Origin of the sequence: Alkalicoccus urumqiensis, from assembly GCF_002993335.1 — a bacterium.
Lineage (GTDB): Bacteria > Bacillota > Bacilli > Bacillales > Salisediminibacteriaceae > Alkalicoccus > Alkalicoccus urumqiensis.
The window spans coordinates 228,923-245,727 of the sequence record NZ_PVNS01000003.1; the positions used below are offsets into that span (position 1 = coordinate 228,923).

Here is a 16,805-nt window from a genome sequence, read left to right on the forward strand (position 1 = left end):
AAAGGATGAGGAAAATGAAAAAAATGACATGGACGATGATGACAGCGGGGGCCGTACTGTTAACTGCCTGCGTCGGTGCCGAAGAGGAAAACAGCACGGCGGCAGAAGCGGAGTCGCCTGCAGAAAACACCGAAGCCGGCAGTGACGGAGCGGAAAATGAGGAAGAGAACAGTGGCACGATAACCGTCGAACACGACCTCGGCACGACGGACGTGCCGAAGGAACCGGAAACGATCGTCGTTTTCGACTATGGGGTGCTCGACACGCTGGACACATTCGGCGTCGAGCCGGCAGCTGTGCCGCAGGGAAACATCCCGGCGTACCTGTCGGAGTATGAAGGGGAGGCCTATGAGAATGCCGGAACACTGTTCGAACCGGACTTTGAGGCTATTTATGACATGGAGCCGGACCTGATTTTGATCGGCGGGCGCACGGGGGAAGCCTACGAGGAGCTGAGTGAGATCGCACCGACGGTTCTGATGAGTGTGGATGCGGCGGATTACATCGCTTCCTTCGAGGAGCAGACGACGCTTCTTGGAGACATTTTCGGAGAGGAGGAAGCAGCAGAAGAAGCTGTGGCTTCGGTCCAGGACGGTCTGGATGAACTCACAGAGGAAGCGCCGGAGGGAGAGGGGCTCATGGTGATGGCAAATGAAGGATCCATCAGCGCCTACGGTCCGGGTTCACGCTTTGGTATCCTCCACAATGAAATGGAGATTGCCGCAGCGGATGACACGATCGAAGACTCCAATCACGGTCAGAACGTGTCGTTCGAGTACGTGCTGGAAACGAATCCGGACTACTTGTTTGTGCTGGACCGCGGAGCTGTTGTCAGCGAAGGCGAAGGGGAAACGGCTGCAGAGCTTCTGGATAATGAACTGATTCATCAGACGAACGCGCATCAGGAGGACCACATCGTGTACCTGACTCCGGACTACTGGTACCTTGCGGCCGGTGGTGTGACGTCGGTGCAGGAAATGATCAAGGAAGTGAAAGAAGGCATTGCGGAGTAGGCAGCGACCGGCCATCAGAAAAGCGTTTTTCATGCAGTTAATAACAGACAAGAGCCACAGGACAACGGTCCCGTGGCTCTTGTTCATGGTCATTATAGCCAGGTTTACGGATTTTTCACAAACATCGGCAGGTGGGTGTGGCCCATCTCGCGGACATAGACGAACAGGTTGCCTTTATGGTTGATTTCATGGTCGATGGCGGTTTCAATTAAACGCCAGGCGGGCATCACGGTGCCCATGGACTGGCTGAGGTCGATTTCCTCGTCAATTTTAGCCGGATCGAGCATCTCGATCAGCCGCACGGACTCTTCCGTGTAGCGGTCAGCGAGTTCGTTCAGCGTCCAGTCGTCGTTTTCCTCGTGCAGCTGCACCGGATCCCGTCCGGCTGCAATTGCTGCGAACTTGTGGAATGACGTCAGCATATGGACGACGAGCTCCTTCGCGCTCATCGACGTAGGCGTCGGCCGGTAGTCGTATTTGTCCTTTTCGATCATGCCGATCAAGTCTTTCGTGACGTCCCGGTGCGAGAGAAAATAGTTTTTCAGATAAGCTTCGTTTTTATACATCATACCGCTCCTTTTCCATCAGACTGTTACTGCTATTCCCGTTCTGCAGGAAGAAAAACGCCTTCCCGCACAGGAAGGGCGTTACGCCGTTCTGAAAACGTCGTGTTCCCCGCACAAAAAAACAGCTGCGGCGGTCCTGTGGGAGACCGGCCGCAGCCGACGAGTTAAATGGCAGGGAGCGCTTATTTGTCGCGCTTCGATCCCCAGCTTTCGATATTTTTCAAGCCTTTCACGCTGTCCTTATAGAAGACCGGGTCGAATCCGCGCCGCGTCTGGTTCTGGTAGTTGCGGAGGACTTTCACCGCGACGTGACCGAGAAGCAGAAGCGCCACAAGGTTTACAACGGCCATCGTACCCATGAACAGATCCGCCATACCCCAGATCAGTTCGAGGTTTGCTGTAGAACCGACGAGAATCATCAGGATGAACGCGATGCGGAATGCCAGCAGATACACCGGCTTCTCCGAAATGAACTCGATGTTCACTTCGCCGTAGTAGTAGTTTCCGAGAAGAGAACTGAAGGCGAAGAAGAACACAGCGACCGCAACGAACGGTCCGGCCCAGTCACCCATGTGGGAGTTGAGCGCCGTCTGCGTCAGCTGAATCCCTTCCATATCCCCGATCGTATAGGCGTCGGAGAGAAGAATAATGAATGCCGTCGCGCTGCAGATAATTAATGTATCGACAAGCACACCGAGAGACTGCACGAGCCCCTGCTTGACCGGGTGCGTCACATATACCGTTGCCGCAGCGTTTGGCGCACTACCCATACCGGCCTCGTTCGAGAACAGACCGCGCTGCACGCCGTTCATAATCGCGGCACCAATACCGCCGCCGATAACTTCATTCAGCCCGAACGCACTGCTGAAGATCAGACCGAACACGCCCGGCACCTGTTCGAAATTCATCACCATAATCACAATGGCTACGAGTACATACGTTACGGCAAAAATCGGCACGATAACTTCCGCCACCACGGCAATCCGGCGCACCCCGCCGAAAATGATGAAGCCCATGATCGCAGCGACAGCGATACCGATAATGAGCGGATCGACGTTAAAGGATTGGTTGAATGCTCCTGAAATCGTGTTCGTCTGCACGCCATTAAAAATCAGGCCGAAGCAGAGTACCATGAGAATGGCGAACAAAATCCCCATCCCGCGGGAGTTCAGCCCTTTCTGCATGTAGTAGGCCGGACCACCGTGAAAACCGTCCTTATCCTTCACTTTGTACACCTGCGCGAGCGTACTCTCGATAAATCCGGTTGCCGCACCGATCAGTGCCACAATCCACATCCAGAAAATAGCACCCGGGCCGCCGACAGAAATCGCAATCGCGACGCCGGCCAGGTTCCCCGTTCCGACACGCGCAGCCGTACTGATCGCAAATGCCTGAAACGGCGTCGTTCCTTTCTTTTCCTTAAACGCAGTCCGGTCTGTTCCCTTGAACAGTTCCCGGATCATGGATGGAAGCAGGCGGAACTGGACGAAGTTCGTCTGCAGCGTAAAGAACAGACCTAATAACAGCAGGAAGCCAATAAGTATATACGTCCAGATAAAATCACTGAGACTGCCGACGAGCGCTCCGAGCCAGGAGTCCATCGAGAACCAACCTTCCATTTTAACCCCTCCTTCACAAAATGAATTCAACTAATTTTTCCCTGTTCTATCCTATCACAAACGATTTATTTCTGCCTCCCGGGTTCCGGGCAGCCTCTCCGTTATTGAAGCAGGCTGAGAAGAATCGTGATCGTGAAGACGCTGAGCAGCGTCGAGACGAGCGTCACGCTGGAAATGTAGCGCGGCTGGTTATCGAACTGCACCGCGTACATGACGATCGTTGCCGCAGATGGCATCGCCGCCGAGACGATCAGCACGTTGGCAAGCAGTGGATCCATCGGCATCAGTGCCGTGAGTCCCCAGGCGATGAGCGGGGAGACGAGAAGCCGCACGACAACACCGTAGGTTACGGAGGGCCACTGGAAATGCCCGATCGACATATTGGCCAGCTGCATCCCGAGAATAAGCATGACGAGCGGAATGGCCGCATCCGCGACAATATCGATCGTACCGAGCAGATTTTCCGGCATGGAAAGCGGCGTAAACTCAAGAAAAAGGGCGAGAAAAAGGGCATACGTCACCGGCATCGCAAACACGCTTTTTACGGCATACCGGGCGCCTGCATACCCTTTGGCCGCATAGTAGACCCCGAATACATTCATAATAATCGCCTGAATGACCATAAACGTCACCGCATACGCAAAGCCCTGCTCGCCATAGGCGAACAGAATAATCGGCGCGCCGTAATTGCCGGAGTTCATAAACGCAGTCGATAAAATCCACCCGCTTTCTTTGGATTCGTCTGCTTTTACCAGGCGCGCCGCCAGCTTGTTAAACATAATGAGCGCTGCCAGCAGGCCGGCCGCAAATAAAAGCATCCACGTATACTGCGCGTTGAAATCGGCGCCGTAAAACGTGTCGAACACAAGCGCCGGCGTTGCTGCATACAGGGCAACAACCGAAACCGGCCGGATATCAACTTTTTTCCATTTCTGAATAGCATATCCGGCACCGAACACGAGCAGCACCGGCAGAACAACTTCGATAAAGATGGACATGGAATTCCTCCAGCATTTGTAAAGCATTGGAATGGACCGTTGGTTTCTCTATGTAGAGCTTCGGTGGAGATATATTTTCTCGTATGAAAGGCAGGAAGCTCTTTTGAGACATTGGAATGTCACAGCTTCCATCATACTACAATTCAGCAGGCGGAATCACGCCCGGGTTTTATCTTCTAAAATAGGCTGTATTCAGTAAAGACGTCCGTGGAGACCGACTTTCTTTTTCAGGAATAGAACGGTATAATAGCCGGAAAAAGGAGGGGATCATCGTGGCAGACCGTACATGGCCCGGACTTCTCCTCGTTCTGACCGGAACGATCTGCTGGGGCGTCGGCGGTACCGTGTCGCAGTACCTTTTCCAGGAGGCGGACGTCCCGGTTACCTGGCTCGTATCGGTCCGTCTTCTTCTCTCAGGCGCCGGACTTCTATTTCTTGCCTGGATGTTCCGCGGAAGGGCGGCCGTCGTCCGCGTCGTCCGTGACCGGAGAGCACTCGGCTCCCTCATTCTGTTCGGCATCTTCGGCATGCTCGGCGTGCAGTATACATACATGGCATCGATCAGTGAAGGAAATGCAGCAGTGGCGACCCTGCTGCAGTATTCCGCCCCGGTATTTATTATTGCCTGGGTCCTGCTCCGGCAGCCGGCAGAGGTGACGAAAAGGGAGGGTACCGCAGTCATGATGGCACTCAGCGGAACCTTTCTGCTGCTGACAAACGGCTCGGTGTCGGCGCTTTCTGTACCGGTGCCCGCCGTCCTCTGGGGTCTTCTCTCCGGTGCCGCCCTCGCGTTTTACACACTGTACGCCGGACCGCTTCTCCGGGAGTGGGGCTCGATGACCGTTATCGGCTGGGCGATGCTGATCGGCGGCGCGGCAGTGGCGTTCCTTCACCCGCCGTGGCAGATCGATACCTCCGCCTGGACGCTGACGGTACTGGCGTATTTTCTCTTCGTCGTCTTTTTCGGGACGATGCTCGCTTTCTGGTTCTATCTGGAGAGTCTGCGGTTTTTAAAGCCGCAGGTCACCAGTGTTCTCGGCAGCATGGAGCCGCTCTCTGCTGTCGTGACATCGATCGTCTGGCTGCAGATCGCGTTCGGCGGCTGGCAGATGCTCGGCGGCGCTCTCATCTTAGGCATGACCTTTTACTTAACATTAGGGAAACCGCCCGAAAAAGCCGGGCAGGAGGAGGAAACCGCATGAGAGAACATCCAGTCATCAACCTGCAGGACGTCACTGTCCAGCGGGACGGAAAAGCACTCATCAAAGACATCAACTGGCAGGTGAACCCCGGCGAGCACTGGGGCGTCCTCGGCCTGAACGGCTCCGGGAAAACGACGCTGTTAAAAGTGGTCGCCGGCATGATGTGGCCGAGAGCCGGCAGCGGACCAGTCGACATCCTTGGAAACCGGTATGGAAAAACGTACATGCCGGACGTGAAAAAGAAAATCGGCTGGGTAAGCCAGGCCGTAGATCAGCAGTACCAGGCGCATTCGCAGACGAGCGGACTGGATATCGTACTGAGCGGGAGGCACGCTTCCGTTGGTCTGTACGAGCCCATCACAGAAGAAGATATCAAACGCGCACAGGCGCTTCTGGAACGGTTCCGTATCGCCCATCTGGAAGACGCGCCGCTTTCCCAGTATTCGCAGGGAGAAAGGAAAAAAGCGCTTCTGGCGCGGGCATGGATGGCAGAGCCGGAGCTTCTCATTCTGGATGAACCGTGCTCCGGGCTGGACGTTTACTCACGTGAGGAGCTTCTCGATACGCTGGAGGAGTCAACCCGAGAGAGCGGAGGACCGACACTTTTATACGTGACGCACCATCTGGAGGAGGTCATTCCAAGCATCACGAGCGCGCTTCTCATGAAAGAGGGACGGATCGCCGCCTCCGGAAAAAAAGAAGAAGTGCTGACAGAAGAAAAGCTGAGCAGTGCCTTCAAGCTTCCGCTCCGCATTCAGTGGGAGAGCGGCAGACCGTGGGCACGGGTACAGAAAGCAGGGAAGCACTCATACTGAACGCATGAAAGAAGCTTCCGGCGGACGACCGGAAGCTTCTTTCATTTTGGCAGCATGCGTTTGAATTCCCGCGCATGGTACCGGCATTAACGGATGTTTTTTGCGACGTATTTCGTTTCGAGGTATTCTTCGATGCCTTCCACGCCGCCTTCCCGGCCGTAGCCGGATTCTTTCAGACCGCCGAACGGTGCCTGAGCGGCGGATGGTACGCCGTCATTCCAGCCGACAACGCCGAACTCCAGTGCTTCCGTGACGCGCACGCCGCGGGCATGGTCGGTCGTAAATACATAGGAGGCAAGGCCGTACGGTGTATCGTTGGCCAGCTCGACAGCTTCTTCTTCCGTTTCAAACGACTGAATCGGAGCTACCGGACCGAATGTCTCCTCTTTCATAATAATCATGTCCGGGGAGGCGTCTTTCAGCACGGTAGGCTGGAAGAAGTACGCACCGTTGTCCGTCGTTCCTTTTCCGCCGGCCGTCAGAACGGCGCCTTTTTTCACGGCATCTTCAACGTGATGCTCGATTTTTTCATATCCGTCCTGGTCGATGACAGCACCGATATCATTGTCCCGGTTCATGCCGTCGCCGGTTTTCATTTTCTCCACTTCCCGGCTGAAACGCTCGACAAATTCAGCGTAAATGCCGCTCTGTACATAAAAACGGTTGGCCGCAATGCAGGACTGTCCGCCGTTTCGGAATTTCGCACGGAGCGCCTCTTCGACAGCCGTATCCAGATCCGCATCGTTAAACACGAGAAGCGGACCGTGCCCGCCGAGCTCGAGGGACAGCTTTTTCACTTGATGGGCACTCTGTTCAATCAGCATTTTGCCGACTTCGGTCGAACCGGTAAAGGACAGCTTCCGCACTCTGGAGTCATTCATGAAAACGCCGGTAATATCTGATGCGCTGCCGGTTACGAGATTGACGACTCCTTTTGGAATACCGGCACGTTCGCACAGCTCGATGATTTTCATTGCCGTAAACGGCGTGGCTGTCGCCGGTTTAATAATAAACGTACATCCGGCAGCGAGTGCCGGAGCGAGTTTTCTCGTAATCATTGCTGCCGGGAAGTTCCATGGCGTGATCGCTGCCGTTACACCGACCGGCTGCTTGATCACATCGATCCGGTGATCTGCGTGTTTCCCGGGAATACTCCGTCCGTATACGCGTTTCGCTTCATCGGCAAACCAGTCGAGAAACGACGCAGCGTAAACGACCTCCTGCTCCGAATCTTTGATCGTTTTTCCGTTTTCTCTCGTCATCAGCTCCGCAATTTCTTCTTTCTCTTCATGCATGAGGCGGAATACTTCCCGGAGATATCCTGCGCGCTCCGCCGCGGTCGTTTTCTTCCAGGACTTCAAGGCTTCATGTGCCGCATCCACCGCCTGCTTCGTCTCTTTCTCACCGGCTTTTGGAACCGATCCGATCACCTCGCCGTTTCCGGGATTCGTGACATCGATCTGCTCCAGGTTTGAGCCGGTCCACTGTCCGTAAATGTACAGCTCCTGCTTCATGTATACCTTCCTCCTTCTATTACTGTTCCTGCTATCTTATGTTCCCTTTCTCAAAATGGCTTCAAACCTTTCGTCAGAAACAAGAAGTTTTCTAGGTCCATAGAATCAATGAAGACGTTTTCTGATTAGACTGGAATGCATCGGGTATAGGAGGAGCAGTGCTGATGCACAATCTTTTTAAAAGGGAAGTGTAATGAATGAAGAAGTTTATGACGATTTCTACAGCCGTACTTGCAGGCGCAGCAGTGACAGGTACGAGCGTAATGGCAGATTCCCACGACAGCGAGAGCAGCGGCACAGCAATGTTTACAGCGGATTTAAGCCCGGATCAGGAAACAGCGGATGTGGAAAGCGACGCTTCCGGCATGGCCGAGTTTGAATTAAATGAAGACCAGACAGAAGTAACATATACAGTAGAAGCAGAAAGCCTCACTGGTGTGACGATGGCACATATTCACAGCGGTGCAGAAGGTGAAGACGGACCGGTCGAAGTCGGCCTGTTTGATACAGATGAAGCGGAAGATATTGACGGCGAACTTGCCTCCGGTACATTCGGTGAAGATGATCTTGCCGGTGATATGGACTGGGATGGCCTGCTCGAAGCCATGACCAATGAGGGTCTGTACGTCAATGTGCATACGGAAGAATATCCGGATGGTGAAATCCGCGGCCAGATCATGGCGCATGATATGGAAGAGGGCATGGATAACGGCATGAACAACCATGATGATGCGGATAACAATCACGACGACGCGGATAACAACCATGATGACAACAATGCGATGAATGACCACGACGACTCGGACAACGGCTATGCGGACAACGGAAATGACTGGGATGAAGAAGGTAACGAAATGGCCCAGACATCGACGAACGGTCCGTTGTTTACGATGATCGGTCTGCTCGCGGCTACAGCCGGCGGAGCGATGATGTTCTTCCGCCGTCGTCCACAGCAGCAGTAATATAGTAGAAACTCGAAATACAGCGCAGCAAAGGCAGCCGGAGTAATCAATCCGGCTGCCTTTTTGTTACCCGCTGAGATTTCCGGCGTTTGACGCGTCGGTGAACGATCCGGCCACAGCCGTTCTCCTCGCTTCTCCAGGGTATTCCGTATGTACGGAGAGCTCTGAAACCATTGACGGTTTTTAGCAGAGGGGCGGCGGCGCTGCCGGCGGATGGCGGAGTGGGAATGCGCCGGTACGAAGTGGGAAAATGAGGCAGCGAAGCTGGAATATTACGGGTCGAAGCTGGACAATTCAGGCGGAGTGGGAACCGACCACTCCGTTGTGGGACTGGAAGAGACAGCTGCGGGAACGTCAGTGGCAGTTGTGAGACAAAACTGCTCTGTAGTGGGACTGCACAGCAGATTCGTTTCCGCACTCCGGCTTCTGCCTGCCTTTTTACGAGAGAGAAGCATCACAGCGGGCCGATCCAGAATGCTTCCGCACTTCCGCTCAAAACGGGAGAAAACTAAACCACATTCCCTTCCATATGCACGCTCAAACGATATGCATAAAAGAAAAATGTAAGCGGTGTCATCAATGCGTACAGGAAAATGCATAAAAGATGAGTAAACACCAAAAGGGTTATTTTTAGACGCGGCCGCTTTCTTCGTTTATAATTTTAAATATGAAGAAACCCGGCATAAAGCTTCTTCATTTGTAACTTGGTGAGAAAATCTGCGAAAAGTTGAAAAGGAGAAAATTGCTGTTATATCGGCATTTGAAAACGCTTGTAGTCAGAAAATAAAAATAAAGTGTTAATTAATGGCTTTGTATTTTGGCAAAAAGATGATATTATTCAATGATATGAAGGGAGAATTCATCTATTTCTGAATTTTCCGCTGCGCGCCCGTATGTAAATGTTCAGTCATGATGTTTAAATATAGGTGCATAAAAATGTGAACGAATGGTTAAATATTGACTCTCCGCAGAGCCGGGTATTTTTTCATTCGTTCATATTTTGGATTAATTAAGGAGGGACGCTATCATGATGAAACACGGATATCCAACTGCCCAGGGTCTCTATGACCCGACACAAGAGCACGAGGCATGCGGAATCGGTATGATTGCTAATATTAATGGAACGAAGTCTCATGATATTGTACAAAACGCGATCACGATTCTATGTAACCTCGAGCACCGGGGCGGCCAATCGGCAGACGTCAGCTCCGGCGATGGTGCCGGAATTCTGACACAGATCCCGCACCGCTTCTTCGAAAAACAGTTCCATAAAGAGGACATTGTCATCCCGGAAGAAGGCAAGTATGGAATCGGGATGGTGTTCTTCCCACAGGATCAGAAAGAACGAAAAGAGTCGCGGAAGATTTTCGAGCGCATCATTGAAGAGGAAAATCACCGCATCATCGGCTGGCGCACTGTTCCGGTCAACGATTCCTTTGTCGGAAACGAAGCGAAGAAAACCGAGCCGTTTATCCGGCAGGTACTTATCGCACCGGAAAATGAGATGGAAGACCAGGATGAGCTTGAGCGCCGTCTGTACGTCATCCGCAAGCGCACCGAAATTGAAGTAGCGAAAACGACGTCGGCACAGGATTTTTATATCTGCAGCCTGTCGACACGCACGATCATTTATAAAGGAATGCTCATTCCGGAACAGCTGGATTCTTTCTATATTGACCTGAACCACCCGGACTTTAAATCAGCAGTGGCATTTGTCCACTCCCGGTTCAGTACAAACACGTTCCCTAGCTGGAAGCGTGCGCACCCGAACCGGTATACGATCCATAACGGTGAATTTAATACGATCCGCGGTAACTTAAACTGGATGAAAGCAAGGGAGAAGCTCTGCCAGTCCGAATACTTCAGCGATGAAGATCTGGAAAAGCTTCTACCGGTCATCGACAAAAACGGCAGTGACTCTTCCATGTTTGACAACGCGTTTGAATTCCTTCACCTCTCCGGACGTTCCCTCGCACACTCTGCGATGATGATGATTCCAGAACCATGGGCTAATGATGACTCCATTAAACCGGAAAAGCGGGATTTCTATGAGTACCACAGTACGCTGATGGAACCATGGGACGGCCCTGCTGCAATCGGCTTTACGGATGGACGCCATGTCGGTGCGATCCTGGACCGCAACGGTCTGCGCCCGGCCCGCTACTACGTAACGAAAAGCGGCATGATTGTACTTGGTTCGGAAGTTGGGGCGCTGGACATTTTCGCAGATGATATCGAATATAAAGACCGCCTGAACCCGGGTAAAATGCTGCTCGTCGACCTGGAAGAAGGAAAGATCATTCCAGACGAAGAGCTGAAGATGAGCATTGCGAAAGAGCATCCGTACCGGGAGTGGATCGATGAGCACATGATCCATCTTGATGAAGTACCGAAGGCGGAAGCAGCACATGATGATCAGAAAGATCTCGTCGACAAGCAGCTCGCGTTCGGCTACACCGCAGAAGAAATGAACAAAATTTTAAAGCCGCTCGTCGCGGATAAAAAAGATCCTGTCGGCTCGATGGGCTATGACTCGCCGCTTGCGGTGCTTTCAAAGAAGCCTCAGCTTCTCTATAACTATTTCAAACAGCTTTTCGCCCAGGTGACGAACCCGCCTATTGATGCGATCCGTGAGGAAATTATCACGCAGATAAGTACGACGATCGGTGCAGAAGGAAGTGTCGTCAATCCGAAGCCGGACAGCTGTAAGCATATCCGTCTCGACAAGCCGGTACTCAGCAACGAACAGCTCGAATCGCTGAGAAACCAGAACCTGGACGGATTTAAAGCAGAAACACTTCCGATCCTTTTCCCGGCAGGTGAAGGAAACGAAGCCATGGCTGCTGCGCTGGAACAGCTGTTTAAGGATGCGGAGAAAGCGATGGACAACGGAGCGGTCCTCCTGATTCTGTCAGACCGCGGCATGGATAAAGATCATGCAGCGATTCCGGCCCTTCTTGCCGTCTCTGCCCTCCACCATCACCTGGTCCGTGAAGGCCGCCGCACGAAAGTGAGTCTGCTTCTGGAAACCGGCGAAGCCCGTGAAGTGCATCACCATGCTTTACTGCTCGGCTACGGTGCGGAAGCGATCAACCCGTACCTCGCGTACGCGTCGCTTGAAGACCTCCGCAGCCGCGGGGAAATCGACCCGTCGTACTCGATGGAGGAGATCGTCCAGCAGTATATCGATTCTGTCACAGACGGCGTCGTAAAGGTCATGTCCAAAATGGGTATCTCCACGATTCAGAGTTACCGCGGAGCGCAGATTTTTGAAGCCGTCGGTATTTCCCAGGAAGTCATCGACCGTCACTTTACCCGGACGTCGTCGAAGCTCGACGGCATCGGCATCGACACGATGGCAGAGGAAGTACTGCGCCGTCATGCACCGGCCTATGAAGAAGAACGCGGGAAGCAGAAAAAGCTCGAAGCGGGCGATGAGTTCCAGTACCGCCAGAACGGCGAGGACCATCAGTACAATCCGAAGACGATCCACATGCTGCAGCACTCGACCCGTTCCGGTGACTACGAGGCGTTTAAAGAGTATTCCCGCCTCATTACCGACGAGAAAAACAACCTGCAGTCGCTGCGCGGCATGATTAAGTTCAAAAAGCGCGAGCCGGTGCCGATCGAAGAAGTTGAATCCGTCGAAGCGATCTGCAAACGATTCAAGACGGGTGCGATGTCTCTCGGTGCCATCAGTGCAGAAGCACACGAAGCACTGGCCATTGCCATGAACCGGATCGGCGGAAGCTCGAACAGCGGCGAAGGCGGCGAGTATCCGGAGCGTTTCACCCCGGATGAAAACGGCGATTCCCGCCGGAGCTCGATCAAGCAGGTAGCCTCCGGACGCTTCGGCGTCAAGAGTCACTACCTCGTCAACGCCGATGAAATTCAAATTAAAGTCGCCCAGGGTGCGAAACCGGGTGAAGGCGGACACCTTCCGGGCAAGAAAGTATATCCATGGATCGCGGAAGTCCGCGGTTCCATTCCAGGAGTGGAACTGATCTCTCCACCGCCGCACCACGATATTTATTCGATCGAGGATCTGGCAGAGCTGATCCACAACCTGAAAAACGCGAATCCGCGTGCACGTATTTCTGTCAAACTCGTTTCTTCCGGCGGTGTCGGCACGATCGCAGCCGGCGTTGCCAAAGGGCGTGCTGACCTTGTCCTGATCAGCGGATACGACGGCGGTACCGGTGCTGCTCCAAGAACGAGCTTAAAGCACGCAGGGCTTCCGTGGGAGATCGGACTTGCGGAAACGCATCAGACGCTTCTACTGAACGGTCTGCGTGACCGGATCGTCGTGGAAACAGACGGTAAAATGATGACCGGACGCGACGTCGTTGTCGCAACGCTTCTCGGTGCCGAAGAGTATGGTTTCTCCACTGCACCGCTCGTTGTTCTCGGCTGTATCATGATGCGTGTCTGTCATCTGGATACATGTCCTGTCGGTGTCGCAACGCAGAATCCGGAACTCCGCAAAAAGTTCATCGGTACGGCGGAATCCGTCGAAAACTTCATGCGCTTCGTGGCGCAGGAGACGCGTGAACTGATGGCAGAGCTCGGTTTCCGCACGGTCAACGAGATGGTCGGACGGACCGATGTGCTGGAAGCAAACAAAGAGATCGATCACTGGAAAGGAAAGCATCTGGACATGGAACAGCTTCTGTTCCAGCCGGAAGTACCGAACGGCCAGACGGTCTACGCGAGCCGCAAGCAGGACCATGCGCTTGAGAAGTCACTGGACCATCAGGAGCTGCTTCCTTTCTGTGAAGATGCTCTGGAAAACGGCACACCGGTCAAAGGGACATCGTCAATCCGCAACATCCACCGTGTTGTCGGAACGATTCTCGGAAGTGAAGTGACGCGCCGCTACGGTCTGGAAGGACTGCCGGAAGATACGATCCGCCTTACCTTCAAAGGATCCGCCGGTCAGAGCTTCGGTGCCTTCGTTCCGCACGGCATGACGCTGAAGCTGGTCGGAGATGCAAATGACTTTATCGGTAAAGGACTGTCAGGCGGTAAAATCATCGCCCGTCCATCCCGGAAATCGTCGTTTAAGTGGGAGGAAAATATCATCGTCGGTAACGTCGCTTTCTACGGCGCTACAGGCGGGGAAGCCTACATCAGCGGTCTCGCAGGCGAGCGGTTCTGTGTGCGTAACAGTGGGGTCAACGTTGTCGTGGAAGGTGTCGGTGACCATGCCTGTGAATACATGACAGGCGGAAACGTCGTCGTCCTCGGAGAAACCGGACGCAACTTTGCTGCCGGTATGTCCGGAGGAACGGCCTACGTATTCGATGAAGACAACACCTTCTCCTCCAAATGCAACAAAGAGCTCGTCCACCTGATGAAGCTCGACGACCAGGAGGAAGTGGAAAAAGTGAAGGGCATGATTGAAAAGCACGTCGAGAACACCCTGAGCCGCAAAGGCCAGCGCATTCTCAACGACTGGGACCGCTACGCCGGCCAGTTCGTTAAAATCATCCCGGCAAGCTACCTCGAAATGCAGGAGCGCATCCAGTACCATCTCGACAAAGGACTGAGCCGCTTCGACGCCGAAATGGCCGCATTCGAAGACGGCAAAAAACCAAAAATCGCCGCGAAATAAGAAAAGCGGAGCCGGGCGTCTCACGAGCGACAAGTCCTGGAGGGCCCTGAAGGAAAGCAGGTCTTTGCTTTCCTTTCAGGGACCGAAGGAACCTCGAGCGAGAGCCCGGCGGAGCTGGACAATAAGAAAAGCGGAACCGGGCGTCCCACGAGCGACAAGTCCTGGAGAGCCCTGAAGGAAAGCAGGTCTTTGCTTTCCTTTCAGGGATCGAAGGAACCTCGAGCGAGAGCCCGGACGGAGGAAAGCAGAACCAGGCTTTCCTCCGCGATCCGCCTTTGCATTAGGAATAAAGCGAAATCAGGAAGCCCACAAGACGCAGCGGAACGAACGCTGCCTGAAACAAGGAGGGTACAACGATGGGAAAAGCTACAGGTTTTATGGAATATACTCGTCAGACGATACCCGAGCGTGACCCTCAGGAACGGACAAAAGACTGGGATCAGTATGCGCTGCCAATGTCTGATGAAGAAGCAAGAAAGCAGGGTGCCCGCTGCATGGACTGCGGTGTGCCTACCTGTCATACGGGGATGGAGTTAAACGGTGTGACGACTGGCTGCCCGGTGTACCACTACATTCCGGACTGGAATGATATGGTCTACCGCGGCCAGTGGAAAGAAGCACTGGATAAGGAGCATGAGCAGAACAACTTCCCGGAATTCACCGGATTCGCCTGCCCGGCACCGTGTGAAGGCGCCTGTGTACTCGGAATCAACGAGCCGCCGGTGGCGATTCGTTCTGTGGAAAAATCGATTATCGAAAAAGGATTTGCGGAAGGCTGGATGGAGCCAAAGCCGCCGAAGCAGCGCACCGGCAAGCGCGTTGCTGTCGTCGGTTCCGGACCTGCAGGGCTTGCAGCTGCAGACCAGCTGAACAAAGCCGGACATAACGTAACCGTATTTGAGCGCGACGACCGTCTCGGCGGCCTGCTTACGTACGGTATTCCGGAAATGAAGCTGCCGTTCTCCATCGTTATGCGCCGCGTAAACCTGCTTGAGCAGGAAGGCATTGATTTTGTCACAAACACCGAAGTGGGCAAGGACGTATCTGTGGAACAGCTGAAATCGGATTTCGACTCGACGATTCTCTGCGGCGGGGCAACAGTCCACCGCGATGTGCCGGCTGAAAACACAGCGTTAAAAGGCATCCACTATGCGATGGACTTCCTCCACGCCAACACGAAGAGCCTTCTCGATTCCGATCTGGAAGACGGAAACTACATTTCCGCCAAAGACAAGAATGTTCTCGTGATCGGCGGGGGAGATACAGGAACGGACTGCCTGGCAACATCGGTGCGTCACAACTGTAAGAGCCTCGTTCAGTTCGATATTTATGACAAAAAAGGCGATGTCCGTGACATGATGGCCAATCCATGGCCGCAGTATCCGGTCATTCACCGTGTGGAATACGGCCAGAAGGAAGCCGAGTCTGTCTTTGGAGACGACCCGCGCGCCTACGCCGTCATGACGAAAAAATTCGTCGGCGACGAGCATGGCCATGTCAAAGAAGCGCATACCGTTAACGTATCGCTCCGCTACGATGAAGAAGGCAACAAAATCCGCGAAGAAATTCCGGGTACAGAAAAAGTATGGCCGGTCGATCTCGTTCTCGTAGCCATCGGGTTCAAAGGCCCGGATCAGGGACTGATTGAACAGCTGGACGTAGAAACGCGTCCAAACTCCACCGTCCGCTCCGAGTACGGCAAATTCACCACCAGCGTCGAAGGTGTCTTCGCTGCCGGCGATATGCGCCGCGGCCAGAGCCTCATCGTCTGGGCGATCAACGAAGGACGAGGAGCCGCACGCGAATGCGACCGCTTCCTCATGGGTCACACCCAGCTTCCATAGGTCAGCCATAGGAAAACGACGTTTCATCCAGCCGGAAGGGCCCGCCCCTCCGGCTGGATTTTTTCCTGTGCTGCCTGTCTCTTGTCATCGATTGACCCGGTACACATGTACTGAAAACAGGTTTAATCATAATGGCTGAGGGAAAAAGCAGAAGAGAAATCATTCCATTTTTTTAGAGGGAGGTTATTGTATGGCTGGAGAAGGCGGCGGAGCAGGATCCGTATTTATTAAATATGCGTTTATTACGATTATCGTCATTATTATTTTGTTTTTCATCGTTAATTTTCTACTGCCGATGCTCGGCGGAGGAGGCGGAGGCGGTGACAACGGCCTCAACGTCAATGTGGAACTGGATGACACCGGCGGCGATTAGCCGATTCCGGAAAAGAAAAGCAGCACTTCCCAGATGGGAGGTGCTGCTTTTTTCGCCGTCCGGGGCACTCCGGAAGCGAGCTGATTGAAAGCAGATGGGCCGCTGCGGATTTCAGCGGCAGGTTTCCGGGAGATTCAGGACAGACCGCCACTGCCTCTCTTTTCAAACCAGAATTTCCCTGTTCCGCCGGGAGCATATGTTGGTCCGCTTTACTCGAAAAGTGGTCCGCCCGTGGCTCAATCTGGTCCAATTCAAGCCGCCTGATCGGATAAAGAAGAATTGTGT

General features: G+C 53.6%; 11 protein-coding genes. 7 read left to right on the plus strand and 4 right to left on the minus strand.

Annotated elements, in window-relative coordinates; all coding sequences use genetic code 11:
- The first annotated feature begins 14 nt into the window (after positions 1-14).
- Positions 15-1,013, plus strand: a complete 999-nt coding sequence (locus C6I21_RS04450; protein ID WP_105958239.1) for a siderophore ABC transporter substrate-binding protein — start codon at positions 15-17, stop codon at positions 1,011-1,013.
- 104 nt (positions 1,014-1,117) lie between these two features.
- On the opposite strand, the gene C6I21_RS04455 is transcribed toward C6I21_RS04450, so the two are convergent.
- The 3 genes from C6I21_RS04455 to C6I21_RS04465 form a co-directional block, all read right to left on the minus strand.
- Positions 1,118-1,582, minus strand: coding sequence for a DinB family protein (locus tag C6I21_RS04455; protein WP_105958240.1), 465 nt, complete (start codon positions 1,580-1,582; stop codon positions 1,118-1,120).
- A gap of 179 nt (positions 1,583-1,761) precedes the next feature.
- Positions 1,762-3,198: an alanine/glycine:cation symporter family protein gene (locus C6I21_RS04460; RefSeq protein WP_245411537.1), complete on the minus strand. Its 1,437-nt coding sequence runs from the start codon at positions 3,196-3,198 to the stop codon at positions 1,762-1,764.
- 101 nt (positions 3,199-3,299) lie between these two features.
- Positions 3,300-4,196, minus strand: coding sequence for an AEC family transporter (locus C6I21_RS04465; protein WP_105958241.1), 897 nt, complete (start codon positions 4,194-4,196; stop codon positions 3,300-3,302).
- 269 nt (positions 4,197-4,465) lie between these two features.
- Here C6I21_RS04465 and C6I21_RS04470 point away from each other — a divergent pair, with 269 nt between their 5' ends.
- Together C6I21_RS04470 and C6I21_RS04475 are read left to right on the plus strand one after the other, a co-directional pair.
- Complete coding sequence (locus C6I21_RS04470) at positions 4,466-5,398, plus strand: EamA family transporter (RefSeq protein WP_425352474.1); 933 nt, start codon at positions 4,466-4,468, stop codon at positions 5,396-5,398.
- Positions 5,395-6,213 carry an ABC transporter ATP-binding protein gene (locus C6I21_RS04475; protein WP_105958243.1) on the plus strand — a complete coding sequence of 273 codons (819 nt, stop codon included), beginning with the start codon at positions 5,395-5,397 and terminating at the stop codon, positions 6,211-6,213. Before C6I21_RS04470 ends, C6I21_RS04475 begins: the two co-directional genes overlap by 4 nt.
- An 86-nt stretch (positions 6,214-6,299) precedes the next feature.
- On the opposite strand, the gene C6I21_RS04480 is transcribed toward C6I21_RS04475, so the two are convergent.
- On the minus strand, positions 6,300-7,727 hold the full coding sequence (locus C6I21_RS04480; RefSeq protein WP_105958244.1) for an NAD-dependent succinate-semialdehyde dehydrogenase: 1,428 nt from the start codon (positions 7,725-7,727) through the stop codon (positions 6,300-6,302).
- 197 nt (positions 7,728-7,924) lie between these two features.
- Here C6I21_RS04480 and C6I21_RS04485 point away from each other — a divergent pair, with 197 nt between their 5' ends.
- The 4 genes from C6I21_RS04485 (at position 7,925) to C6I21_RS04505 (ending at position 16,520) form a co-directional block, all read left to right on the plus strand.
- Positions 7,925-8,689 (plus strand): CHRD domain-containing protein, encoded by a 765-nt coding sequence (locus C6I21_RS04485; RefSeq protein WP_105958245.1) that lies wholly within the window; start codon positions 7,925-7,927, stop codon positions 8,687-8,689.
- Positions 8,690-9,716: 1,027 nt separating this feature from the next.
- Entirely contained in the window at positions 9,717-14,303 is a 4,587-nt protein-coding gene (gene gltB, locus C6I21_RS04495) for a glutamate synthase large subunit (RefSeq protein WP_105958247.1), read from the plus strand.
- A 356-nt stretch (positions 14,304-14,659) separates the two neighbouring features.
- Positions 14,660-16,147 carry a glutamate synthase subunit beta gene (locus tag C6I21_RS04500; protein ID WP_105958248.1) on the plus strand — a complete coding sequence of 496 codons (1,488 nt, stop codon included), beginning with the start codon at positions 14,660-14,662 and terminating at the stop codon, positions 16,145-16,147.
- 190 nt (positions 16,148-16,337) lie between these two features.
- The gene (locus C6I21_RS04505) at positions 16,338-16,520 is read left to right on the plus strand and encodes a hypothetical protein (protein ID WP_105958249.1); all 183 of its coding nucleotides are present in this window, start codon (positions 16,338-16,340) and stop codon (positions 16,518-16,520) included.
- The last annotated feature ends 285 nt before the right edge of the window (positions 16,521-16,805 follow it).